Here is a 24,036-nt window from a genome sequence, read left to right as displayed (position 1 = left end):
CCGGTCTCCCGACCCCCGTACTCCCGCGGGTCCGCCCCGGCTCAATGTGGCAGCTCCACCGCGCAGCAGGCCTCTCCGCGGTCCTGGAGCAGGCCGTCGAAGTCGCCGCGACGCATCTTGAACCGCCCACCCTGTCCCCAGGCCGCGCCCCAGGAGTTCTGGAACAGGTACGCGTCCTCGTCCTCGATCCGGTCGAGCATCAGGTAGCAGTGCCCGCCGGCCGCCGCCCCGGTCGGCCTGACGAACCCGTTCTCGTCCGGATCGAACATGTCCGCCGTCCACATGGTCCCCACCACGATCGACCCCTGGGTGTCGATCCACTCGTCGATCTCGGCGAGGGTGTGGGCGAACGCGAACGCGGCGAGCCGACCCCGCTCCCGCACGGCCAGGGCGCCGGACCGGACGGTCGAACCGTTCTCCCGGCCCGGCTCCCCGTCGATGACCTTGCACTCGTAGTAGAGGGCGTGTGCGTCGGCGTTCTGGTACGTACCGGCGACCGGCGTGGCGTCCACCCAGCCGGCCCAGCCGAACCCCACACAGTGTCCGGTCTGCCCCTGGTCGAGCTGGATCGGCAGTTCCCAGGCCGGAGCCGAGTCGCGCGTCGTCCGCGGCGCCCGCTGCGTCTTGAGCCAGCGCCAGAAGACGAGGTACGCCCGCCAGTCCGAGAAGTACGGCGTCTCGGTCAACACCTGCTCGACGGTCATCTGCCGAATCGACTCCGGCGGCTCGGCGATCTCCAGCAGGCGAGGAATGTCCCAGTCCCGTGCGTCCGGCCGGTACCGCCAACCGAGTAGTTGGGGACCGAGCGCCACGCTCGCGCTGGTCTCCGGCGGGTCCACCGCAACACGCCGCGACTGCTCCATCGCCTCGCCTCTCTCGCCGGCCCTCCGGCGACGGCGCCGGCTATCGGTCGGGGGGACGACCGTCCGGACCGCGCGTGGCCCGGGCACCATCCCCTCCGGCCCGATCCGCGTCGCTGGCCGGCACCGGGAACAGGTTGGTCCGCGTCAACGCCGTCGCGTCCCCCATTGTGCGCCGGCGCGGTCGTGTCCGGGTCGGTCCGACCGGGCGCTCGGGTGACCTGATCGGCTGGAATCCCGGCAGGCTGATCGGTTGGAAGGCCGGGGAACTAATCGGCTGCAAGGTCGGCACACTCCGTCTCGTCGGGGAGCAGCGGACGCAGCACGACGCTCCACCGGTCGTCGCCCCACGTCCACGGGGTCTGGGCGTTCGCCTTCGCGGCCAGCGTCAGCAGCTCCGTCGCGGCGTCGCCCCGTACCACGACGCACCCCTGCTCCAGACCCGACCGCAGCGGGGGCCCCGGCAGCGCCGGACCGGGCCAGGCGACCGCCGACGAGGCGGGCGATCCCGCCGGATCGCCGTGCCAGGGTGACGCCAGCGCCGCGACCGCCGACGGGGCGTACGGCTCGGCCGCACCGACCCGGTCCGAACCCAACGTCCCGGGCAGGTCGGTGAGCGCGGCGAGCAGGTCCCGCAGCTTCGCCCGGCCGGCCCGCTGCGCCTCGGTCAGACCATCCGCCGGCTGGTCGCCCTCGACCAGCCCGTACACCTCGAGAACCTCGGTGCCGGTGGCGACGGTGAGGGTGAAGCGGGTCAAGGGCGCGTCGGCGACGGCGGGATGGCCGAGATCGACGCCGGAGCCCACCCCGGCGGCGCGGGCGCGCGCCACCAGCGCGTCGACGTCCTCGACGGTGATACGCCGCAGCTCGATGTTCGGCAGCGCGGGTCCGGGGAAGGCCAGCGTCTGGGGGCCCTCGGTGAACACCCGGCCGTCGGCGTAGACCGTCACCACCGGCAGGCGACCGAACAGAGCTGCCGGGGGAAGAAGCCCACCGGTCTGCTCCACCCGGAGGACCACCTCGTTACCGTCGCCACCAAGGCCACCGATCGCCGTTCCGCCGACCTCTCCGGCGTCGACGCGCGCACAGGCCGCGACCGGCACCACCAGCAGGCCGGCCAGGGCCGCCCGCACTATCCACCTTCCGCTCATGCCCGCTCTGACGGATCGGATCCGTCGGCGGTTCCCGGCGTGCCGGCCCAGCCATCCGGGCGCGGAAGATCCCCGGTCGGCGGCCGTCACCGCGTCGCGCTCGTCGACGGGCGCGACGAGTTGTCACGCGCCACCCGGGACGTGCCGGGCCGCCGGGGGCGCCAGGTGGCCGACGACCCGCCGGCAGCGGGGCGCGGTGGTGCGCGGTGCAGGTCGGCGAGCCGGGGGTCGTCCGCACCGCGGGCGGCAGGTTGCCGGCCGGGCCGGGGGAACGGGCCGCACCGGCCCGGCCGACGACGGGGACTACGACCCGAGCGGCCGGCGCCCCCGGGTGGAGACGAACTGGTACGACAGCGAGGCGAAGGCGGGGTCCTCGGCGAGTTCCCGGAAGAGCTCCAACTGGCTCGGCGACAGCCCGGTGGCCAGCAGTCGCGGCTCGAGCTGCCGAGAGTTCGTCGCGTGCAGCGACGCGCCGGTGGAGCCGCCGGGCCAGCTCTGCGAGTGGGTGATGGTGTCGACGTCGACGAGACCGGCCAACACCATCTCGGTGTGGACGTCCTGCGCCCAGGCCAGGTCCGCGCCCCGGTCCCGCAGGATGCCGAGCGTCGCCTCCATCACCTCCTGGAAGAGCTTCGCCGCGTCGTCGGTCGGCGCGGTGAGCACCCGCAGCCCCGCCGTACAGTCGAACTCCTCCACGACCAGCCAGCCGCCCGGGGCCAGGGCCCGGACCAGCTCGGCCAGCACCCGGCGCCGCTCCGGCAGGTGCAGCAGGACGAGCCGGGCGTGGATCACGTCGAAGGGTCCGCCCTCGGGCGCCCCGTCCCGGACGTCGTGCCGCAGGACCACGAGATTGCCCTCCGAGACCAGGTGCGAGGGTTCGATGTCGGTCGCGACGACCAGTCCCGTCGGCCCGACGACCCGGGACATCAGCCGGGCGATCGACCCGCCTCCGGCGCCCACCTCCCAGCAGCGCGCGCCGGGGGTGAGGATCGGGGCGGCGAGCCGGTCCGCCGTTATCGGATCGAGGAACGCCTCCAGGGCCCGCATCTGCGCCTCGGCTTCGGGCGAGCGGTTGTCGAAGGCGTAACCGGTCTGGACAGGGGTGGAAGTCACTGTCGGTACCTCCCTGATAATGATCGATGACGACGCGCCGGCCATGCGGCATCGGCGTCGGCACCGGAGGGGCGACGCAAGGTGTGGTACGGCGTACGTCAGGGTGCGGACGAGGATGGGGGTGCCGCGGTCGAGGCCGGCGACGGGCTGGGCGGGGTCGGGGAACCGGGTTGGCCGGGTTGCCCGCCTGCCCTGCCCACAGGTACGGGTGGGACGGGGTCGACGCCGATCGGGGTCGACCCCGGATCGACCGGACCGGTCCGGTCCGAAACGGCTGTGCCGGCCACGCTCAGCAACGCCTCGACCGGAGCGGGGTCGGCACGTACCACGGCCGTGGAGGCGGTGAAGACCAGCCGGCCGTAGTCGAGCACGGCGATCTGGTCGGCGACCTCGATCGCGTGCGCGAGTTGCTGTTCGACGAGGAGAATGCTCAACCCGGCCGAGGCCAGCCGGCCGACGAGGTCCCGGATCCGGGCCGCCAGGTCCGGGGCGAGCCCCTCGCCCGGCTCGTCGAGGAGGAGGACCCGGGGCCGGGTCAGCAACGCCCGGGCGATCGCGAGCATCTGCTGCTCGCCACCGGAAAGCTGGTCACCACGGTGCCGCAGCCGTTCCCCCAGCCGGGGCAGCAGCTCCAGCACCTGCGGCACGGTCCAGACGGGACCGGACTGCGCGGCACGGGGACGCCGGACGCCGGAGGCGAGGGTCAGGTGTTCGGCCACGGTCAGCCGGGGAAACACCCGCCGGCCCTGCGGCACCAGTGCGACGCCGGCCTGGGCCACCTGGTACGCGGGACGGCCGGTCAGGTCGATCCCGTCGACCCGGACCTCGCCCCGGTACGGCCGCAGCAGACCGGCGACCGTGTGCACCAGGGTGCTCTTCCCCGCGCCGTTGCGGCCGACCACCGCCTGGACCGCCCCGACCGCCACCTCCAGGCTGACGTCGTGCAACACCGTGCCGCCGTCGTAGCCGGCGTGAAGGCCGGTCACCCGCAACATCAGCGCACCGCCTCGGCGTAGGCCCGCCGGACCTCCGGCGAGTCGCGGATCTCGGCCGGCCCGCCGCTGGCGACCCGGCGGCCGTCGTACAGCACGGTGACGGTGTCGGCGAGCGCGTACACGAGATCCAGCCGGTGCTCCACCAGCAGCACCGAGACCTCGCGGGGCAGCCCCGCCAGCAGGGCGGCCAGCCGTTGCACCTCGACGCCGGAGAGCCCAGCCGCCGGCTCGTCGAGGAGCAGCAGGCGGGGCTGGTTGGCGAGCGCCATCGCGATCTCCAGCAGTCGCCGCTGCCCGTGGGAGAGGTGCGCCGCGGTGCTGGTCGCCAGGTCGGCGAGGCCGACCCGGTCGAGCAGCGCCAGCGCCGGCTCCCGCAACCGGCGGCGGAACCGCCCCGGCGTGGCCACCCTGCGCAGCCCGCCGACCCGCCGCCAGGCGGCCACCTCGACGTTCTCCCGGACGGTCAGCGAGGACCACACGGCGGGACGCTGGTGGATGCGGCCGATACCGAGCCGGGCACGGCGCGCCGGCCCGAGCCGGGTGACGTCCCGACCCGCGAAGTCGATCCGGCCGTCGTCGACGCGGGTCGCGCCGCCGACGAGGTCGAGCAGGGTCGTCTTCCCAGCCCCGTTCGGACCGATCAGCGCGTGCCGCTCCCCCTCGACGACCCGTAGGTCCACCGCGTCGACCGCGGTCAGAGACCCGTACCGCCGGGTCACCGCCGTGGCGGTCAGCAGCGCGGGCGGACCGGCGGCCCCTGACCCGACCCGAACGTCGGCCATCCCGGTCACGTCCCCGCCCCCGGTCCCCGGTGGGCGCGTCCGCCGCGGACCGGCGCGGCGAGGGCCGGCACGGGACCCTCACCGGGACCGCCCGGGTCCGGTCGCGCCGTGCCCCGGCGCGTACGGGTCCGGAGCAGGGTGGCGACCCCGGCGGAGAAGCCTGCCACGCCCCGGGGGAAGAGGTATGCGGTCACCACGAACAGCCCGCCGAGCAGCAGCGGGGCCTGACCGGGCAGCAGGCCGGCGAACCAGTCCCGGACCGCGAGCACCAGCGCGGTACCGGCGATCGCGCCGCCGACCGAGGTCGCACCGCCGATCACCACACCGAGCAGGAGCAGGGCGGAGACCTCGAACCCGAAGTCGGCCGGGGAGACGTACTGCTGGGCGGTGACCAGCAGGGACCCCGCGATCCCGGCCAGCGCCCCGGCGGCCACGAACGCCACCGCGAAATAGCCCGTGACCCGGTGCCCGCTGGCCCGCATCCGTGCCTCGTCGTCCCGGCTGGCCCGCAGCAGCAGTCCGGCCGGGGTACGCAGCACGGTCAGCACGACCGCCACCACCACCGCGACGACGATCAGGATGTAGAGGTAGCGTGCCCGGTCGCTGTCCAGCACACCCATACCCCAGACGGGCTGGACCGCCGGCATCCCGGCGAGGCCGTCCGTCCCTCCGGTCACCGACCGCCACCGACTGGCGGCGGTCACGGTCAGCTCACCGATGGCAAGGGTGATCATCAGGACGACGACACCCCGGGCGTAGACCACCAGCGGCACGGTGAGGGCGCCGAAGAGCGCGCCTGCCGCCGCGCCGACCAGCACCTGCACCACCCCGACCGGGGAGACGTGCAGTCCGACGACGGCACCGGCGTACGCGCCGGCGGCGTACGGCCCGGTCTGACCGAGTGTCGGCAGCCCCGCGATGCCGGTGAGCAGGGCGACACTCACCCCGACCAGACCGAGCACGAGGGTACGGGCCAGCAGCGAGGTGGTGTACGGATCGGTGAGCCATGGCGCCGCCACCGCGACGGCGAGGGCGCCGACGGTCCCGGCTTGGCCGAGCCGACGTCCCAGGGTCGGGGTCACGCCGCACCTCCCCAGCGAGGCCGAAGCCGCGGCCACCGTGCCCGCAGCCCCCGGGCCCGGACCGCGAGCACCACCGCCATCGCGGCGAAGAGCAGGAACGGCGCGACCGCCGGCGCGAGCGCGACGCCCAGGGTCTGGATCTCGCCGACCGCCAGGGCCGCCAGCAGCGTGCCGCGGACGGAGCCGAGACCGCCGAGCACCACCACCACGAGCGAGAGCAGCAGCACGGTGTCGGCGGTGGTCGGCGCCGGACCGATGATCGGCGCGCCGAGCACTCCCGCCGCCCCGGCCAGCCCGCCGGCGACCGCGAGAACCCCGAGCCGGATCCGGGCGGGGTTCACCCCGAGGCAGGCGACCATGTCGGCGTCGTCGACGGTGGCCCGCACCAGCATGCCGACCCGGGTCCGGGCCACCACCAGCGCGAGCACCGCCGCGATCAGCGCGGCGACGCCGATGAAGACCAGCCGGTACGCGGCGTACCGGTGGCCGGCCACCTCCACGGTCCCCTCCAGGGACGGCGGGATCCGCACCGGCAGGTTGTCCGGGCCGAAGACGGCAACCAGCACCGCACCACCGGCCAGCGCGACGCCGAAGGTCAGCAGCGCCTGGGTGAGGTGGTCCCGCCGGGCGACCGGGGCGAGCAGCCCGGCGAGCAGACCACCCGCGCCGGCCCCGACGGCGACCCCGACGACCAGCGCCAATGCCAGGGTGCCCCAACCGCCGTCGGTCAGCGCCGCCACGGTGTACGCGCCGATCGCGTAGAGGGTGCCGTGCGCCAGGTTGAGGATGTTCGCCACCCCGAAGCAGAGCACCAGTCCGGACGCCGCGACGAAGAGCAGCAACCCGTAGGCGACACCATCCAGGGCCGGGATCAGGTACGGGTCGACCGAGTCGGTCAGCGGCGCCGCGTGGCCGGTCATCCGCCCACGGTCGCCAGATCACCGACGACCGTGTTGGAGAGCGCCCGGCCGTCCTGGCGGACCTGCCGCAGGTACCACTTCTGCACCGGCGAGTGGGTCGTCGGGGAGAACTGCCAGGTCCCCCGTGGACTGTCGATCTGGCCCAACCCGGCGATCGCGTTGTTGATCTCCTCCGGTGTGGGGTCCTTCCCCGCCGCCGCGATCGCCTTGTCCAGCACCGCCGCCGCGTCGTACGAGGCCATCGCGTAGGTGGTCGGCAAACCGTCGTGGGTCTCCTTCCACGCGGCGACGAAGGACCTGTTCTCCGCGTTGTCCAGGTCGGGCGAGTAGTTCAGCACCGAGAAGATGTTCTTCGCCGCCTCGCCCTGGGCGGCCAGCACGCTGCCCTCGGTCAGGAAGCCGGCGGCGTAGAGCGGCAGGTCCCGGATCTCGGACTGGGCGTACTGCTTGACGAAGTCGACCGCGGCGCTGCCGGCGTAGAACGTGTAGACCGCCTCGGCGCCGGACGCCTTGATCTGGGCGAAGTAGGGGGTGAAGTTGGTGGTCTGCGGGAACGGGGTCCAGAGCGTCTTGCCGTCCGGGTTGGCGAGCTTGCCGCCGATCTTGGTAAAGGTCTCGGTGAAGCCGCGTAGTTCGTCCCAACCGCCCTGGTAGTCGGGGCCGATCGCGAAGACCTCGCCCTTGACGTTGTCCCGTACGTACTCCGCGATGGCCGCGCCGGGCTCGTCGGAGAGGTAGGAGGTGGTCCAGATGCGGGAGACGTCCTTGAGCTCGGGCCGGCCGTTCGAGCCGACGAACGGAATCTTCGCCTCGGTGAGCAGCGGATAGACGGCGGCCACCGAACCGCCACCGACGATGCCGGTCAGCACATCCACCCGGTCCTGCTTGATCAGCTTTGTCGCCGCGGGTACGGCGGTGGGCGCGCCGTTCCCCTCGTCGGCGACGATCAGCTCGACCTTGTGGCCGCCGAGTTTGTTGTCGTGCATCCGCAGGTAGAGCTCGAACCCGTCCCGGATCTCCGTACCGACGGCCTCGTAGGTGCCGGAGAGTGAGGCGAGAAGTCCGATCTTTATCGTCCCTGGTGTGTCGCCGGCGGCGCCGCTGTTGCAGCCGGTGGCGGCCAGGGTCAACCCGAGGGCGAGCACGGCGCCGGCGAGTGCCCGGCGACGGCTGGTCCCGGTAGAAGAAGGCATGGCGTCTCCATAAGAGGGGGTGAGAGAGGATGCTGGGGAGTCGGGGGTGGCGGGACCGGGCTGGGCCGGCGGCGATCGGACGCCCTGGTTCACCGGCCGTGGGGGAGCGCGGACCGGGCGACCGGGGTCAACACGTCGCCGATCCGGTTCGCCAGTTCGGTCATCTCGTACGAGACCTTGCCGACGTCGCAGTTCGGCGCCGCGAGGACCAGTAACGAGGCACCGTCGTTGAAGGCCATCGAGAACATGAAGCCGCCCTCGAGCTGGGTGACGTTGGAGATCACCGCACCCGCCTCGAAGAAGCCGGCGGCGCCGCGGAGCAGACTGACCAGGCCGCTGCCGGTGGCGGCGAGCTGGTCGGCCCGGTCCGGCGGAAGGTTCCGGGTGGACGCCACCATCAGGCCGTCCGCGGAGATGGCGATGGCGTGGCTGACCTCCGGGGCCCGTTCGACGAAGCTGTCCAGCATCCAGCCCAGGTCGCGTTGGTTGGTCACGTGGTACTCCCTGTCGAGTCGCTTGTCGCGGCGGAGTTCACCAGCCGGGGACGGCGGGCGGCCACACCGCGGGCGTACGCGGACATCGCGTTGGCGACCTCCGCCGGGTCGCGGCGGTCGGCGCCCTGGGACTGCCGGGGTACGGGCGCCACGCCGCCCGGCACGAGGTGCCGCTGCGGTTGGCGGATCGGTAGCCCGGAGGGGGTGGTGGCGGTGATCTCGGGGTTGGCGAGCCCGCTCGCGGCCCGCCATCCCTCGTCCGCCCGGGTCTGCCAGCCCCAGCCAGCGCGGCCATCCGCCCGGCTCGCTCCCTCCCCGGGCGCCGCTCGGTTCGCGGTGGTCACCGCCACCGCCGGCGAGGAGCCCCGGTCGGTCTGGAACCAGTGGTTGACCTGCTGGAAGATGACGAGTTCCTGGGTCGCGTCGTCACCTCGGTCGGTGGACCGGGCCGCCGGTCGGAAGACCGACCCGGCCGGCAGCGCCCGCTCGGCCGGCGGTCTGCGGGCCGGTGCCTCCGGTACCGGCGGGTACGGGTAGGTCGGGGTGGGAACGTCCCGCCCCCGCGTGTCGGGTACGGCGGCGAGCCGGCCCGGTGCCAGCAGCCGGGGCTCGGGCGGCGCGGGCCGGATCAGCGCCGCCGGCAGAGAGACCTCGGCGATCGTGCCGAGCCGGGGCCCGGGGCGCAGTTCGACGGTTATGCCGAGCCGGGCGGCGAGCTGCCCAACCACCACCAGGCCCATCGCCCGGACCGCCGCCACGTCGGTCGCCGGCGGTCGGGACAGCACCTCGTTGAGCTGGGCCAGTCGTTTCGGCGACAGGCCCACGCCCTCGTCGCTGATCTGCACGATCACCCGGTCCCCGAGACTGCGCGCCGTCACCCAGGCGTCGGTCTCCGGTGGCGAGTACGCGGTGGCGTTGTCCATCAGCTCAGCGAGCAGGTGCACCACCTCGTCCACCTTGTCGGCGGCGACCGCCACGTCCGGGTCGACCACCCCGAGCCGGACCCGGGTGTAGTGCTCGATCTGTGAGAGGGCTGCCTGGACGACCTTCTGCATCGGCACGTCCTCGTGCCGGACCCGGCCGACGCCGACGCCGCCGAGCACCAGGAGGCTGGCGTTGATCCGGCCCATCCGGGTCGCCAGGCTGTCCAGTTTGTAGAGCTGCTGCAGCCGTTCCGGGTCGGTCTCGTCCTGCTCGACCCGGTCCACCTGGGCGAGCACGGCGTCGACGAGGCGCTGTTCGCGCCGACTCAGGTGTACGAAGATGTCCGCCATGTTCGCCCGCATCACCGCCTGTTCGGCGGCGGTACGGACGGCCGCCTGGTGCACCGCGGTGAAGGCCTGGCCGACCTCGCCGATCTCGTCGTCGCTGGAGGTCTCCAGCGGGGACGCGTACTGGCGGGCCAGCGCCTCGGGGTGAATGCCGCTGCTGGCGATGTTCCGCAGCTCCGCGACCATCGCCGGCAGCTCGGTGAAGGCGACGGCGTGCGCCGCGTCCCGCAGCCGGCGCAACCGGCGGGTGATCTGCCGGGCGACCGCCCAGGTCACCAGGACGGTCAGCAGCAGCGCCACCGCCATCGCCGCCGCCTCGACGACGGCCCGCCACCGCTGCTCGACCCGGGCCGCGTCGACGTCGGCGAGCACCGCGTCGTCCACCCGCTGCTGGACGTCGAAGAGGCGGGCCGACCAACTCTGCGTCGCGGCGATCCAGGCGGTGATGTCGACGTCGAGCGGGGCGCCGATCTCGGCCCGCGAGACCTCGTCCTGGAGGCGCTGCAGCGCCAGCGCCTCCTTGCCGCTGCCCGCCCGTTCCCACCAGATGTCCCACTCGGTCCGGGCCAGGGCGAGGAAGGAGAGACTCGCCTCGGTGAAGCCGGTCCGCGCCGCCGTGATGTCCTGCTGCATCGCCGGGGTCAGTTGCCCGGCTGCGATCGCCCGTAGGACGGCGACCTGCTGCTGGCCGAGCGCCTCGGCGGTCTTGGACAGCGCGGCCGCGGCGCGGATGCCGTCCGCGAGTTCGGCCGACGCCACGCCCTGGGCGATCGCCTCACGGTAGGCGAGCAGGTCGGCGATGATGATCCGGTAGCTGAAGGTGGTGGCCGAGACGGCGGCGTGCGCCGCCGTCCGCACCTGGGTCCGCAGTGGCGAGAGACCGGCCAGCGCCTTGTCCACCCGGCTCAACACGGCCGCGGGGGCCGAGGAGACCTCCGAGATCCGTGCGCGCTGCCGGTGGTAGCGGGCGACGACGACGTCTGTCTCGGCCGCCTGCCGGATGTAGGTGTCCTGCTGTCGTGGGCTGGCCGAGGTCAGCAGGTCGGCCGCGGCGGCGCGCTCACGCTGGAGCTGGTAGGCCAGTCGGCCCGCCTCCGCACCGAGTTCGGCAAGGAGACCCAGGTCGCTCGCCCGGGCCGCCTGCCGGACGCTGTCGGCGAGCGCCAAACCGGCGAACCCGACGACCGCCACCAACGGAGCGGCCACGATGATGCGCATCCGTGAGGCGATCTTCCAGCCGCGTCGACGTACGGACTGGAGCCGGGCCGCGTGGGATCTGGTGGTCGAGGCCAAGCTTGACTCCCGCGGCTCGTCATTGAGGAGATCTGCATGTTGCAGTAAGCAAATCCCATTTCGCCGGACGGCGGTGACGGATGACCAGGGTTCCCGGTGGTACAAACAGGTCGTACCACTATCTGTACCTGGGCTCGAACCCACCGTCACCGTCGTCCATCACGTCCTTGGTGCCGGAACCGCCCCGGCCATCGGTCGTGACCGGGGTCCGCACGCCCGGACGGCACGGTGGTCGGTTTACGGCTCAGCGCTGCCACCGCGTCGCGCCGGTCCGGCCCCGCCGGGACTCCACCGCCGGCCACGCGGCCACGGCGCGCGTCCGTCGGTCGGCGGACGACTCGGCGGCCGCCACCGTCCGTCCCGGACGGTCGACTCGGGACTCCCGCCCCGCGCCGGGCTCGGCCGGACAGGGCAGCCGCGCCGGGCGGTGGGCGGCGGGCGGCGGGCTCGGCGCGGAGGGGAGCGCCCGCTCCGCGGTCGGTGCCCGCTGCTCGGACCCGGCCACGAGTGGCCGCTCCTCCGCGGCGGGGAAGTGCACCCGCAGCATCTGGTCGATCAACTCGCGTAGCTCGTCGATCGCCTCGACCACGGCGCGCCGCTCCCGCGCCTCCGGATCCGCCGCCGAACCGGGCGCGCGAAGGCGCTCGGCGCCGGCCGGGCGGGGGCCCCGCCGGCCATCGGCGGCCAGCTGCTCCTCCGCCACCCTCGGCCACAGCTCGGCGAGCCGTCCGCCGGTGCCGAGCACCTGGTCGCACCGGATGGCCAGTTCCTGACTGCCGTAGCGACGGCCCGCCTCGACCGCCGCCACGGTCTCCCGGCTGAACCGGACCCGGTCGGCGAGGGCGCGTTGGGTCAGTCCCCGACGGGTACGCCAGCGGCGCAGTTCCCGTTGAAACAGTCGGGCGGCCGTCAAATCCGCGGTACCCGCGGAGGACGCAGCATCCATTACTCACCTTCGCGCGTCGGCGATTCGATCACGTCAGCGATTTGATCAATTCGAGGATCACGGGTCAGCTAACTGAAGATCATGATCCAACATTTGCCGGGGCCAATTCTTACGGTCCGAGCCACGCTCTGTGAAGACGTGCGCACCACTCATCGTTGACGGCAAGTGAAAAACCTCCTACGCCGGGCTACTTGACTCCGAGAATGGATCTCTGCCGCCGCCGGTGCCCGGCTCGGGGCGCGACCGGCAGGCACGGCGCGAGGCGATTCGTGATCGTGCCCCACCGGCCGGGACGCCCGGACGGCTCAGACCGCCCGGACGTCAGCGTCGACGACCGCCGGCAGCATCCGGTGCGCGCGGAACGCGAGATTGGGCTTGTACGCGGTGACGTGCCCATCCGCCAGCCGCAGCCCCGGAATTGCCTCGGCGAGTCGCCTCAGGGCGATGTCCGCCTCCAGCCGGGCCAACGCGGCCCCGATGCAGAAATGTGGCCCGTGACCGAAGGAAAGATGATCTCGCAGCGCGGGCCGGGCCGGATCGAACCGGTCCGGTTCGGTGAAGACGGCGGGGTCGCGGTTCGCGGCGCCGATCAGCAGGAGGCACCGCGCCCCGGCCGGGATGGCGACGCCGCCGATCGTCACCGGCCGGCGGGTCACCCGCAGCCAGCCGTCGATCGCCGGGCCGTACCGCAGCACCTCCTCGATGAAGCCCGGCAGGCGTTCCGGTACGGCGGCGAGCCACCGCCAGCGCTCCGGTACGGACAGCGCCTGGTCCAGCGCGTGGGCGAGCAGCCCGGCGGTGGTCTCGTGCCCCGCGACGAGCAGGTTGAACGCCATGCTGGCGACCTCGGTCAGGGTGAGGACGTCGTCGCGGCCGTCCCGGTGGCGCAGCGCCCGGCTGACGAAGTCGTCCCCGCCGGATCCCTCGGCGTTCCGACGTGCGACGAGATCCTGACAGTAGTGCCAGAACTCCAACAGCCCCCGGGCGAGCCTGACCTGTTCCGCTGGCTCGGGGTGGCCCCAGACGAGGGCGATCTGGCCGTCCGCCCAGCCGCGGATCCGCGACACGTCCCGCTCGGGTACGCCGAGGATGTCCACCACCACGAGCAGGGGCAGGATGGCGGTGAACTCGGGCACGAGATCGACCACCTCACCGCGCCGCCGAGCCAACCCGGAGACCAGCTGCTCGACGCGGCGGCGCACGATCGGCCCGTACCAGGCCTCGACCCGGCCGGCCGTGGCGGCGAAGGCCGCCCGCAACGCCCGCCGGGTCCGGGTGTGGACCGGCGCGTCGGCCGCCGCGGTGGTCGGCGGCACGTCGAGCCGCGCCAGCACCTCGAGCGCCTCCGGGCACATCTCGTAGACCGGCGCCAGCGTCAGCGCGTTACCGAAGCTCTCCGGATCGGCGAAGGCCTCACGCACGTGCTCGTGTCGGCTGATCAGCCACATTCCAAGATCCTCGGCGTAGTGCACGCCCGGATCGCGACGCAGCAGGTCATGCCAGACGGCGGCCGGGTCGGTGAGATAGGTACCAGTAAACGGGCGAAGTTCCATAATCGCCTCCTGGCCGACGCCGCGGGCGCGGTTGGCGCACACACTCGCCGGCAATGTCCCGGCCGCCGGGGAATGTGTCGACCGTCGAAAACCCCGCAACATCAGGGATTCCCACGATGCGCTCGCCCAGGATGGGAAGTCAAGACATTCGTTACCGCAGTGGTCTGACGCACTCCGTACCCCGCATATGCGGACGCACACCCGGACCCCGACCATGGCGGCGAGGGCGCCTTGCATCCTGCACCTGCGCCCTGCTCACGGCGCGCGGCCGGGGTCGGCTCCGGGCCCGCCACCAGAGCCGACCGTTACGGCACACCCAACCCTCCACCGAGGCCGACGGGCCGGATCGAAATCCCATCCGGGGCACGCACGCTAATCGTCCGTATCCGCCCCAGAAATGTCCGCCGCCGTCGGCCGAATCCCCGGCGACGATCCGTACCGCTTTATGGCGGAAAGGAAGCCCGCCCCATTGTGGTCGGCACCACCCGCCGGCGCGGTCCCGTCGCCCAGGTCCGATGGCGGTACGACCGGCGGCAGACGGGAGAGCTCACATGGTCAGGGCCCGACCACCGGTGGACGCCGCGGCCTCGAGGCCGCGGCGGTCAGCTGGTCGACCGGAGGTGCCGGCCGGGCTGGTCGGCACGCATCGCCGCCACGAGATCCTCCCGGGCCCGGGCCACCCGGGACCGGATGGTGCCGACCGGGCAGTCGCAGACCTCGGCCGCCTCGGCGTAGCTCAGGCCGGCCACCTGGGTGGCGACGAACGCCTCACGCCGGTCCTGAGGGAGGTCCTCCAGCAGCCGGACCAGCTCGACCGCGCCGGCGAAGCCGACGGCGTCCCGGGCCTGTTCGGCGTCGGCCGCGAGCTGCCAGTCCGGCAGCGCCGCCACCCGGGGCCGGCGCATGGCGAGCCGGACGTGGTCGGCGCAGGTCCGCCGGGCGATCGCCAACAGCCAGGTCAGCGCCTTCGAGCGGCCGGCGAAGCGGGGCAGCGCGCGCATCGCCCGCAGGTACGTCTCCTGGGTCAGGTCCTCCGCCTCACCCGGGCCGACCAGGTGGGAGACGAACCGGTGGACGTCGTGCTGGGTGGCCCGGATGAAGGCCGCCGCCGCCGCGCGGTCTCCGGCCCTGGCGGCAAGTGCCCAGCGTGTGATCTCGTCGCCGTCGACGCCGGGGGAAGGCATGCCTTCACGCTACCGGGGCCGCCCGCCGACGAGTACCCCCGCCCGGCATGGGAAAGACCGCCCCTACCCGGGACGGAAGGAGCTCCGCTACCCCCGGCGGGAACCAGGCCCGCCGCTGGTCCGACTATGACGGTGTGGGGTGCGAACGGTATCGAGAGGCACTGTCGGCGCGACTGGACGGCGAGGAGACGCCCGAGGATCGGGCGGCGACGGATCGCCACCTGGCCGACTGCGCGGAGTGCCGGGCCTGGCTCGAGAGCGCGGCGGCGCTCAACCGGCTGGCCCGGACCAGTCTGGTCCCGCCACCGCCCGAGATCGACGCGAGACTCCTCGACGCCGCACCCGGTCCCCGTAACACCCGGTCCGGCCGGACACTCTGGGGCGCCCTCGGTGTCGTCGGGGTCGCCCAGTTCCTGCTTGGTGCGGCTCAGATCGCCGGGATCGGGGACGCCGGCCACCCGCACGGGCTGGAGGTCGTGCTCGGCGGCGGCCCGAACCACCTCTGGCACGAGTCGGCCGCGTGGAACGTCGCGCTCGGCGCCGGCTTCGCCTGGATCGCGCTACGCCGAACCCGCCCGCAGGGGCTGCTGCCGACCCTCACCGCGTTCGTCGCCGTCCTCACCCTGCTCTCCGCCAACGATCTGATCGCGGGACGGGTCGACCCCGGCCGACTCCTCAGCCACGGGTTCATCCTGGCCGGTTACCTGCTCATCCTCGGACTGTCGCGCCGGCGGCACGACCCCGGCGAGCCCCCGGGGCTGCGGGGCCGCGCCGGCTGGCGGGTCAGGTTCGAGGAGGACGACCAGCCCGACCCGCCCCGGCTTCGCCTGCTGCCGGGTTCCGCCCCGACCGCGCGGCTCGGTTCCGGCTCCGTCACGGTCGAGGCCGACCGCGGGTCCGCCCCGGTCCGGGTCCGCGACCCGCGACGGGCGGCCTGACCGGGCCTCGGCACCCCGGCGACCACCCGTCCGGACGGCGCACCGAGCCGGCCAGACGGCGGCGCGCCGCGTCAGCGACGCCGCCCACACGATGGGGCCGCTGGCGCTCTCCCTCGACCCAGCCGCCGGTGCGCACGGCCGCGTCAGCGACGCGGCCCGCACGGCGATGCCACGCCACGCGGACCGAGATCCGGGTCAACCGGTCTGCCCGTGCCCGCCGCCTTCGCCCCCGTCCCGGCTCGGCGTCGGCGTGCGGCGCCGGCAGTGCTGCCCGTCCCGGCCTGGCCGGCGCGGGCCAGGCCCGGCGCGGGTCACTCGGTAACCAAACTGGAATGATTGACTTCCTTAGTTAACTTTCCTAATCTTTCTGCCACTCAGCCACGTCGATGTCACCCTCGCACCCCCGACGGACACGAGGGACCCTCGGGACTCCCCGGCCACGTCCGAGGGCGGAGCGGCGTGCGCCGAGGTGCCACCTTCCGCAGAAGGGACCCGCGATGTCACCCACCGCAAGCCCGCACCGGTCGTACCCGCCACGTCGACGCCTCCGGTCCGTCCTCACGGCCGGCGGGCTCGCCCTGGCGACGGCCGTCGCCGGCACCGCCGCCGCGCTCGGACCGCAGTCCCCGGCGGCGGCCGTCGTGCTGCCGAACAACTTCAAGAGCGTCGGGTACCTGCCGTCCTGGTCCGGCGACGTCAACACCATCCAGTACGGCAAGCTCACCCACATCAACTACGCCTTCGCGCTCCCCAACGCGAACGGGACACTGCGCCCCATCGAGAACCCCGGCAAGCTCTCCGCTCTGGTGTCGCTGGCGCACCGCAACAACGTGAAGGTGTCGATCGCGATCGGTGGCTGGAACAACGGCGACGACTCGGCCTTCGAGGCCCTCGCCGCGAACGCCTCGAGCCGGACCACGTTCGTCAACAGCGTGGTCGGCTTCGTCGAGCAGTACAACCTCGACGGCGTCGACATGGACTGGGAGTACCCCGACCCGGGCGCCTCGGCCGCCAACTACACCGCGCTGATGCAGCAGCTCAGCGGAGCCCTGCGGCCCCGTGGCAAGCTGCTGACCGCCGCGGTGGTCTCCGAGGGCTGGTACGTCGAGGGGATCCAACCCGCCGTCTTCGGCTACGTCGACTGGCTCAACATCATGGCGTACGACGGCGGTAGCCCGCACGCCAACTACGACTGGTCGATCAACAGCGTGAACGGCTGGAAGGCCCGGGGCCTCCCGGCCAGCAAGGCCGTCCTGGGCGTGCCGTTCTACAGCCGGCCCGGCTACTACACCTACTCCGCGCTCGTCGGCATGGACCCGGCCAACGCCAACCGCGACTGCGTCACCGTCGGCGGTGCCCAGCAGTGTTACAACGGCATCCCGACCGTGAAGCGGAAGACGCAGTGGGCCCTGGCCAACGCCGGCGGAATGATGAACTGGGAGCTGTCCCAGGACCGCACCGACGCCACCTCGCTGGTGAGCGCCATCTACGACACCGTGATGGGTGGCGGTACGAACCCGCCGGGCCGTACCGGCCAGATCACCGGAATCGGCGGCAAGTGCGTCGACGTCGCCGGCGCCTCCACCGCCAACGGGACGCCGATCCAGCTCTGGACCTGCAACGGCACCAACGCCCAGCAGTGGACGATCGGCAGCGACGGCACGCTGCGGGCCCTGGGCAAGTGCGCCGACGTCACCGCGGGCGCGACCGCCAACGGCGCCAAGGTGCAGCTCTACGACTGCAACGGCACCGGCGCCCAGGTGTGGCAACCCCAGAGCAACGGCGTGCTGCGCAACCCACAGTCGAACAAGTGCCTCGACGCCACCGACAACAGTTCCGCCGACGGCACCCGGCTCCAGATCTGGGACTGCTTCGGCGGCGCGAACCAGGTCTGGCGGCTTCCCTGACCGTCCCGGACGGCGGGTGGTCGGATCCCTTTCCCACCAGCGGGGGTCCGGCCGCCCGCCCCTGTCCGCTCCCGGACGGGAACCCGTGCCGCTCTACCGGTCGGCGGCACCGGTGTCGGCGCCGCCCGGCGGGTCGCCGTCGGTCTCCCCCGCCGACCGCCGAGCCGGACGCGGTGCGCGGTCCTGCCATGGCCAGCGGCCCCGCAACTCGACCTCCAGCGAGAAGCTGAGGAAGGTCCGGACCAGGACGATCACCGCCAGGACGCCGACGCTCTGGAAGGTGGGCGAGATGGCGACGCTCCGAATGATGTCGCCGGCGACGACAAACTCCAGGCCAAGCAGGATCGCCCGGCCGAGTCCCTGGCGGTACCGGCGGTAGGTGTCGCCGAACGGCTGGCCGCGCAGCACCCCCCGGACGAACAGGCCGGTGCCGGCGAGCGCGCCCACCAGGATGATCGCCACCCCGACGGCGTCGAGAACCGTACCGACCGTCCGGACCGCGGACTCGAACTCCATCCCCGCCTCCGCCGCCGAATCCTCCGAGTCGCCGTTACCCGAGACGGGCGCGGGTAACCGCCGGAGGACGGGGCGGAGGGCCGGAGCCACCTCCCCGTACGGTGGGGAGGTCCGCGCCGGACCGGGACCGCGACCCGGGGCCGGGCCTCACCGGCGCGCCGACGTCTCCTCGCGGACGACGAACCGGATGGACCTCGCCTCGGTCATGCAGGCTCGCATCGGCGCCACCAGTTCCCGATGCGCCGGGCTACGCTCCCACGCCTCGAAGTGGGCCAGTGAGGCCCACTCGCTCGTGATCAACCACTGCTCCGGATCGGTGGTCGACTCGCAGACCTGGTCGACCAGGTGCCCCGCCACCCCCTCGGCGACCTGGTAGCGGATCTGCTCGTACGCCTTCAGAAAATCCTCGGTGCGGTCGCGCGGCACCCTCATCAGGAACAACACCCTGGCCTTGGCCATCTCGTCGCCCTCCTTCCCCTACCCGGCGGTGCGGCGCAGCAGCACCGCGCTGTTGAAGCCGTCGAACCCACGGGCGCAGACCAGGGCGGTCGCCACCCGTCGGGGACCGGACTCCCGGACGAAGTCCAGGTCACAGCCGGGCGCCGGGCGGTCCGGCCCCGCAGACGGCGGTAGTACGCCGTAGCGCATCGCGAGCAGCGCGGTCGCCACGTCCAGCGCCGCGCCACCCTGGTGTGCCCGGCCGGTCAGCGCCTTCTGGGTCGTCACCGGCGGCGGCTGGGGCCCGAAGACCCGCCGGAGCGCCTCCGCCTCGCTCCGGTCGTGGCGCGGCACGCCGAGCGCGTCCGGCACCACGACGTCCACCGCCGACGGCTCGACCCCGGCGCGCTCGAGCGCCAGCCCCATGGCCCGGGCGTACTGCCCGACATCACCGCCGGCGGACCCGTCGGTGTGCCGGGCATCGTGGCTGGCCCCCCAGCCGGCCACCTCGGCGTACCCGGTGACGCCCCGGGCGCGGGCGTGCTCCCACTCCTCCACCACGAAGACGGCGCCGCCCTCGGCGGGGACGTACCCGCTCGCCGCCACGTCGAACGGCCGGTACGCCCGCTCCGGGTCGGCGCAGGTGCTGAGCAGACCGCTGCGCAGCTGACAGGTCAGGGCGTACGGGCTCAGCGGACACTCGGTGGCGCCGGCCAGCACCACCGGGGTGCCCCGGCGGACCAGCCGGACGGCGTGGGCCAGGCTGTCCAACCCGCCGGCGCTCTCCGCGGCGAGCACCCCGCACGGTCCCTTGAACTGGTGACGGATGGAGAGCTGGCCGACGCTGGCCGCGTAGAACCAGGCGATCGACTGGTATGCCCCGACGGTCCGTCCCGGGCCGCGCCAGAGCCGTTGCAGCTCCCGCTGGCCGAAGAGATTGCCTCCGGAGGAGCTGGCCAGGGTCACCGCGTACCCGTACGGGTCGTCGGCGACCTCGGGCAGCCCGGCGTCGGCCAGCGCGAGCCGGGTCGCGGCGAGGCCGAGGTGCGTCCACCGGTCGGTCTGGACGACCAGGCGGTTCTCCGCGTGCTGCAGCGCGTCGAAGTCGGCGACCTCGCCGGCCAGCGTCGCCGGATAGCGACTCGGGTCGAAGAGCGTGATCCGGCCGATCCGGTGCTGCCCGGCGAGGACGCACTTCCAGTGCGCCTCCGCGCCGATCCCGCTCGGCGCCACCACGCCGATCCCGGTCACCACGGCCCGACGCGACGACGGGCCGGCGCCCCCTGCCCCGGTCACCGGTCCGGCCCGCCGTATCCGGCGAAGACCATCGCCGACTGGAAGCCGCCGAAGCCGCTGCCGACCGAGAGCGCCACGTCGACCTTGACCTCCCGGGCCACGTTCGGGGTGTAGTCCAGGTCGCACTCCTCGTCGCGGTTGGCCCAGTTGGCCGTCGGCGGGACGACGTGGTGGGCGACCGCCAGCGCGCAGGCGGCCATCTCGATCGCGCCGATCGCCCCGAGCGAGTGCCCGACCATCGACTTGATCGAGCTGATCGGTATGCGGTACGCCGCCGACCCGAGGGCCCGCTTGAACGCGGCCGTCTCGTGCCGGTCGTTCTGCCGGGTACCCGAGCCGTGCGCGCTGATGTAGGACACCTCGTCGGGATTGCGTCGGGCCTGGGCCAGCGCGTCCTGGATGGCCAGTGCCATCTCCACCCCGTCCGGGCGGAGCCCGGTCATGTGGTAGCCGTTGCTCCGGTTGGCGTACACGGCCACCTCGCAGTAGATCCGCGCCCCCCGCCGGGCGGCGAACGCCGCCTCCTCGAGGACGAGCACCGCGGCGCCCTCGGCGAGGACGAAACCCTGGCGGTCCCGGTCGAACGGCCGGGAGGCGTGGGCCGGATCGTCGTTGCACGGTGTCGTCGCCTTGATCGCGTCGAAGGAGGCGACGGTGACCGGCGAGATCGGACTGTCCGACGCACCGGCCAACACCACGTCCGCCTCCCCGTCCTCGATCAGCTGGTGGGCGTAACCGATCGCGTCGATCCCGGAGGTGCAGCCGGTGGAGACGACCTGGGCCGGGCCGTGCAGGCCGTACCGGCAGGCGACGTCGGCGGCGAGGCTGCTCGGCATCAGCGCCTGGTAGAGGAAGGGACCGGCACGGTCCGGATCCACCAACCACTCCGCGCCCGCGTCGCTGACCCGGACGTACTCCTGCTCGAGCAGCATCGTGCCGCCGACGGCCGAGCCGAGCACCACCCCGGTCCGCTCCCGCGTCGCGTCGGTCAGCTCCAGGCCGCTGTCGGTGAGCGCCTCGGCCGAGGCGGCCAGGGCGAACTGGACGTACCGGTCGGCGCGCTGCCGCTCCGCCACGCTGAGCCCGGCCCGGACCGGGTCGAAGTCACACTCGGCGGCGACCTGGGAGCGGAACGGCGACGGGTCGAAGAAGGTGATGCGCCGGGTCGCCGTCCGGCCGGCGGTGATGGTGGCCCAGAACTCGTCCCGGGTGACCCCGCCGGGTGCCACCACACCGATCCCGGTCACCACGCTCCGGCGCCGGTTCACGGTACGCCCTCCGCCGCGCCGGCCGGCGCCGGACCGGGCGGGGCCTCCCGTGCGGCGGGTGCGCCCGCCGCCCCGACCACGGCCGGGCCGGGCCCTACCACCGGGGACGCCCCCGGCTCGGTGTCGACGTGACCGAGTTCCGGACGCGGCGCCAGTGGGCCGAGGTGGAACACCACCTCGGCCGGCTCCGTCGAGACGTTGCGCAGCCGGTGCCGGACCCTCACCGGTACGTAGAGCGCCTCACCGGCCTGAACCGGCACCGGTTCGTCGTCGAGGTCGACGAGGAGGGCGCCCCGGCAGACGTACAGAAACTCCTCGCTGTACGGATGGTAGTGCTCGGCGATCCGCTCGCCGGGGGCGAGGTTCGCCACCCCGAGGAAGCCGGAGGTGCTGCCGACCGTACGCGGGCCGAGCAGGACCCGCAGTTCGGCGCCGCGCCGCCGGTCCGGCGGTACGTCCCGGGCCGCCACCAGTCGCCGGCCACGCTCACTCATCGCCGGCTCCGCCGGGCGCGGTGGCGGCGAGTTCGGCGGCGATCCGCTCGACCCGGTCGCGGATGACGTCGAGCTGGATTCGGCTGTTCGCGTTGATCCGGTCGGTCATCTGTGCGGTGTTCACCGGCGCGGTCGGCTTCATCTCGAAGTCCTGGATCCAGGTCATCCGGGTGCCGCCCGGCACCTCGGCGTAGCGCCAGTGGATCCGCATGTACTCGAACGGCCCGGTCTCCACCCGGTGGGCGTGCACCTCTCGGCGAACCGGATCGGCCGTCCGTTCGCTGACCCAGCTCCACACCACACCGTTGTCGTCCGGATACATGGTCAGCCGGAACCGGATGGTGTCGCCGCGCTCCTCGAGGATCTGCACCGACTGGTACTCCGTGAAGAGCCCGGGCCAGCCCGCGACGTCGTTGGTCAGGTCCCAGACGAGGTCCAGGGGGGCCGCGATCACGACACTGTTCTCGGTGTGACCGGGCCGGCCGGTCGTGCCGGAACGCGGCGCCGGCGGACCCGCCGTCGCCTCGGCGGAATCCCGATCCACGGACCCGGCACCGCCCGGATCCGGCGACCCGGACCCCACACCGGCCGGGTCCGTCGGGGACGGAGCGCCGGCCTGACGTTCCTCGTCGGGGTCGTACTGGTGGGCGACCAGGTCGGCGATCTCCGGGATGCTGAGCCGAATCGCCTCGTCCGGAATCTGCGCCCGGTACCGGTCCGAGACCACGGCCTGAAGTTCGAGCAGGGCCAGCGAGTCCATCCCGAGTTTCTCCAGGGAGGCCGTCGGGGCGGCGGCGGCCGCCTCGGCGTCCAGGCCACAGTGCCGGACCAGGATCTCGGTGATCTCCGCTGCCGTCACCGGCGGCGGTTCCCCGCCGTTACCCGAGCGACGCGGCTCCGGCCCGTTCGCCACCGGTTCCTCGTGCCTGACGGTCATCTGGTCCTCCTCGCGGGACTGGTCGGGAAGGGCTCGTCGCCGGTCGCCTCCGGCACGCCCAGCAGGCGGTCGACCAGGCCGGTCGTGTACCGCCCCTTGCGGAACCCCGGGTCGTCCAGGACCCGCCGGGCGAACGGAATGGTGGTGCATATCCCGCAACCGGCGACCTCGAACTCGTGCAGCGCCCGTTCCATCCGGTTGAGCGCCAGCTCCCGGTCCGGCGCCCAGACCACGACCTTGGCCAACAGCGAGTCGTAGTAGGGGCCCACCAGGTAGTCGGGGTAGCCGTGGGTGTCGACCCGGGTGAACGGCCCGGTCGGCGGAACGAACCGGGTCAGCCGACCCGGGGTGGGGACGAAGCCTCGGGCCGGATCCTCCGCATTGACCCGGCACTCGATGGCGACCCCGTGCAGCCGTACGTCCTCCTGGCGCAGCCGCAGCGGCACGCCGCCGGCGATGTGCAGCTGCTCGTGCACCAGGTCCACCCCGCTGATCATTTCGGTGACCGGGTGCTCGACCTGGAGCCGACAGTTGATCTCGATGAAGTGGAAACGCTCCGCCTCGTCCACCAGGAACTCGAAGGTTCCGGCACCGGTGTAGCCGACGTGCAGCGCCCCGCGTAGCGCGGTCTCGGCCAGCGCGTCCAGAGTGGCGGCGGAGAGGGCCGGGGCCGGCCCCTCCTCGACCAGTTTCTGGTGTCGGCGCTGCACCGAGCAGTCCCGGGTGCCGAGGTGGACACCGTTGCCGTAGCCGTCGCAGAGGACCTGCACCTCGACGTGCCGGGCCTGGGTGAGGTACCGCTCCAGGTAGACACGGTCGTCGCCGAACGCCGCCTGTGCGGCGATCCGGGTCCGCTCGTACGCCGGTCCAAGGTCGTCGGCGGACCGGACCAGCGTCATCCCGCGGCCGCCACCGCCGGCGACCCCCTTGATGATCACGGGGTGGCCGATCTCGTCGGCAACCGCGCGGGCCTCGGCAGCCGTGCCGACGGGCGCCATGCTTCCCGGCGGCAGCGGCAGGCCGGCCTCGGCCAGCAGTGCCCTCGCCCGGGCCTTGTCGCCGAGCGCCGCCATCACCTCGGGGCGCGGCCCGATGAAGACCAGCCCGTTCTCCGCACAGATCTCGGCGAAGTCGGGGTCCTCGGAGAGGAATCCGTAGCCGGGATGCACCGCCTGGGCGCCGGTCTTCCGCGCCGCCTCGACGATGGCGGCCGCGTTGAGGTAGCTCTGCCGGCTGTCGGGCGGGCCGATACAGACCGCCTCGTCGGCCAGCCGTACCACCGCGGAGTCGCGGTCCGCGGTGGAGTACACCGCCACGCTCCGTATCCCCAGCTCCCGGCAGGCCCGGGCGACCCGAACCGCGATCTCGCCACGGTTGGCGATCAGGACCTTCTCGAACACTGCCG

General features: G+C 73.2%; 21 protein-coding genes and 1 pseudogene. 2 read left to right on the top strand and 20 right to left on the bottom strand.

Features of this window, described 5'->3' with window-relative positions; all coding sequences use genetic code 11:
- Positions 1-41: 41 nt before the first annotated feature.
- The 13 genes from EF879_RS22000 to EF879_RS21940 all read right to left on the bottom strand — a co-directional run bounded on the left by EF879_RS22000 (position 42) and on the right by EF879_RS21940 (position 14,837).
- A complete protein-coding gene (locus EF879_RS22000; RefSeq protein WP_158624244.1) occupies positions 42-863 on the bottom strand; it encodes a C1 family peptidase in 822 nt (273 codons plus the stop codon).
- A gap of 266 nt (positions 864-1,129) precedes the next feature.
- Positions 1,130-1,993, bottom strand: a complete 864-nt coding sequence (locus EF879_RS21995; RefSeq protein WP_199736560.1) for a hypothetical protein — start codon at positions 1,991-1,993, stop codon at positions 1,130-1,132.
- Positions 1,994-2,314: 321 nt separating this feature from the next.
- Positions 2,315-3,124 carry a bifunctional 2-polyprenyl-6-hydroxyphenol methylase/3-demethylubiquinol 3-O-methyltransferase UbiG gene (locus tag EF879_RS21990; protein ID WP_158624242.1) on the bottom strand — a complete coding sequence of 270 codons (810 nt, stop codon included), beginning with the start codon at positions 3,122-3,124 and terminating at the stop codon, positions 2,315-2,317.
- Between the two features lie 98 nt (positions 3,125-3,222).
- Positions 3,223-4,119 carry an ABC transporter ATP-binding protein gene (locus EF879_RS28315; RefSeq protein WP_123561628.1) on the bottom strand — a complete coding sequence of 299 codons (897 nt, stop codon included), beginning with the start codon at positions 4,117-4,119 and terminating at the stop codon, positions 3,223-3,225.
- Complete coding sequence (locus EF879_RS28310; RefSeq protein WP_123561701.1) at positions 4,119-4,901, bottom strand: ABC transporter ATP-binding protein; 783 nt, start codon at positions 4,899-4,901, stop codon at positions 4,119-4,121. The genes EF879_RS28315 and EF879_RS28310 overlap by 1 nt, the downstream gene beginning before the upstream one ends.
- Positions 4,902-4,906: 5 nt before the next feature.
- Complete coding sequence (locus EF879_RS21975) at positions 4,907-5,983, bottom strand: branched-chain amino acid ABC transporter permease (protein WP_158624240.1); 1,077 nt, start codon at positions 5,981-5,983, stop codon at positions 4,907-4,909.
- Positions 5,980-6,903, bottom strand: coding sequence for a branched-chain amino acid ABC transporter permease (locus EF879_RS21970; protein WP_123561624.1), 924 nt, complete (start codon positions 6,901-6,903; stop codon positions 5,980-5,982). Before EF879_RS21970 ends, EF879_RS21975 begins: the two co-directional genes overlap by 4 nt.
- Entirely contained in the window at positions 6,900-8,096 is a 1,197-nt protein-coding gene (locus EF879_RS21965; RefSeq protein WP_123561622.1) for an ABC transporter substrate-binding protein, read from the bottom strand. The genes EF879_RS21970 and EF879_RS21965 overlap by 4 nt, the downstream gene beginning before the upstream one ends.
- An 89-nt stretch (positions 8,097-8,185) precedes the next feature.
- On the bottom strand, positions 8,186-8,590 hold the full coding sequence (locus EF879_RS21960; protein ID WP_123561620.1) for a roadblock/LC7 domain-containing protein: 405 nt from the start codon (positions 8,588-8,590) through the stop codon (positions 8,186-8,188).
- Positions 8,587-11,079 (bottom strand): nitrate- and nitrite sensing domain-containing protein, encoded by a 2,493-nt coding sequence (locus EF879_RS21955; RefSeq protein ID WP_123561618.1) that lies wholly within the window; start codon positions 11,077-11,079, stop codon positions 8,587-8,589. The genes EF879_RS21960 and EF879_RS21955 overlap by 4 nt, the downstream gene beginning before the upstream one ends.
- A 319-nt stretch (positions 11,080-11,398) precedes the next feature.
- Positions 11,399-12,100 (bottom strand): helix-turn-helix transcriptional regulator, encoded by a 702-nt coding sequence (locus EF879_RS21950; RefSeq protein ID WP_123561616.1) that lies wholly within the window; start codon positions 12,098-12,100, stop codon positions 11,399-11,401.
- A 305-nt stretch (positions 12,101-12,405) separates the two neighbouring features.
- Positions 12,406-13,653 (bottom strand): cytochrome P450, encoded by a 1,248-nt coding sequence (locus EF879_RS21945; protein WP_158624238.1) that lies wholly within the window; start codon positions 13,651-13,653, stop codon positions 12,406-12,408.
- Positions 13,654-14,255: 602 nt separating this feature from the next.
- Entirely contained in the window at positions 14,256-14,837 is a 582-nt protein-coding gene (locus EF879_RS21940) for a sigma-70 family RNA polymerase sigma factor (RefSeq protein ID WP_123561612.1), read from the bottom strand.
- A gap of 134 nt (positions 14,838-14,971) precedes the next feature.
- Here EF879_RS21940 and EF879_RS21935 point away from each other — a divergent pair, with 134 nt between their 5' ends.
- Both EF879_RS21935 and EF879_RS21930 read left to right on the top strand, forming a co-directional pair.
- On the top strand, positions 14,972-15,775 hold the full coding sequence (locus EF879_RS21935; RefSeq protein WP_199736559.1) for a zf-HC2 domain-containing protein: 804 nt from the start codon (positions 14,972-14,974) through the stop codon (positions 15,773-15,775).
- Positions 15,776-16,272: 497 nt separating this feature from the next.
- On the top strand, positions 16,273-17,682 hold the full coding sequence (locus EF879_RS21930) for a glycosyl hydrolase family 18 protein (protein ID WP_123561608.1): 1,410 nt from the start codon (positions 16,273-16,275) through the stop codon (positions 17,680-17,682).
- 93 nt (positions 17,683-17,775) lie between these two features.
- Here EF879_RS21930 and EF879_RS21925 read toward each other — a convergent pair whose 3' ends face one another.
- The 7 genes and pseudogenes from EF879_RS21925 to EF879_RS21895 form a co-directional block, all read right to left on the bottom strand.
- Positions 17,776-18,198, bottom strand: a complete 423-nt coding sequence (locus EF879_RS21925) for a DUF1622 domain-containing protein (RefSeq protein WP_123561607.1) — start codon at positions 18,196-18,198, stop codon at positions 17,776-17,778.
- A gap of 147 nt (positions 18,199-18,345) precedes the next feature.
- Positions 18,346-18,657 (bottom strand): antibiotic biosynthesis monooxygenase, encoded by a 312-nt coding sequence (locus EF879_RS21920; protein ID WP_123561605.1) that lies wholly within the window; start codon positions 18,655-18,657, stop codon positions 18,346-18,348.
- 18 nt (positions 18,658-18,675) lie between these two features.
- A complete protein-coding gene (locus EF879_RS21915) occupies positions 18,676-19,932 on the bottom strand; it encodes a beta-ketoacyl synthase N-terminal-like domain-containing protein (protein WP_123561603.1) in 1,257 nt (418 codons plus the stop codon).
- The gene (locus tag EF879_RS21910; protein WP_123561601.1) at positions 19,929-21,200 is read right to left on the bottom strand and encodes a beta-ketoacyl synthase; all 1,272 of its coding nucleotides are present in this window, start codon (positions 21,198-21,200) and stop codon (positions 19,929-19,931) included. Before EF879_RS21910 ends, EF879_RS21915 begins: the two co-directional genes overlap by 4 nt.
- Before the next feature lie 116 nt (positions 21,201-21,316).
- Positions 21,317-21,694 (bottom strand): annotated as a pseudogene (locus tag EF879_RS21905) (cupin domain-containing protein); the annotation flags it as partial.
- The gene (locus EF879_RS21900; protein WP_233604654.1) at positions 21,687-22,631 is read right to left on the bottom strand and encodes an SRPBCC family protein; all 945 of its coding nucleotides are present in this window, start codon (positions 22,629-22,631) and stop codon (positions 21,687-21,689) included. The gene EF879_RS21900 and the pseudogene EF879_RS21905, both read right to left, overlap by 8 nt.
- Complete coding sequence (locus EF879_RS21895) at positions 22,628-24,031, bottom strand: acetyl/propionyl/methylcrotonyl-CoA carboxylase subunit alpha (RefSeq protein WP_123561596.1); 1,404 nt, start codon at positions 24,029-24,031, stop codon at positions 22,628-22,630. The genes EF879_RS21900 and EF879_RS21895 overlap by 4 nt, the downstream gene beginning before the upstream one ends.
- Positions 24,032-24,036: the final 5 nt, after the last annotated feature.

It is taken from the genome of Micromonospora sp. HM5-17 (assembly GCF_003762835.1).
Classification (GTDB): Bacteria; Actinomycetota; Actinomycetes; order Mycobacteriales; family Micromonosporaceae; genus Plantactinospora.
Note: the sequence above shows the minus strand (reverse complement) of the source record. Positions and strands in the feature narration are given on the sequence as shown.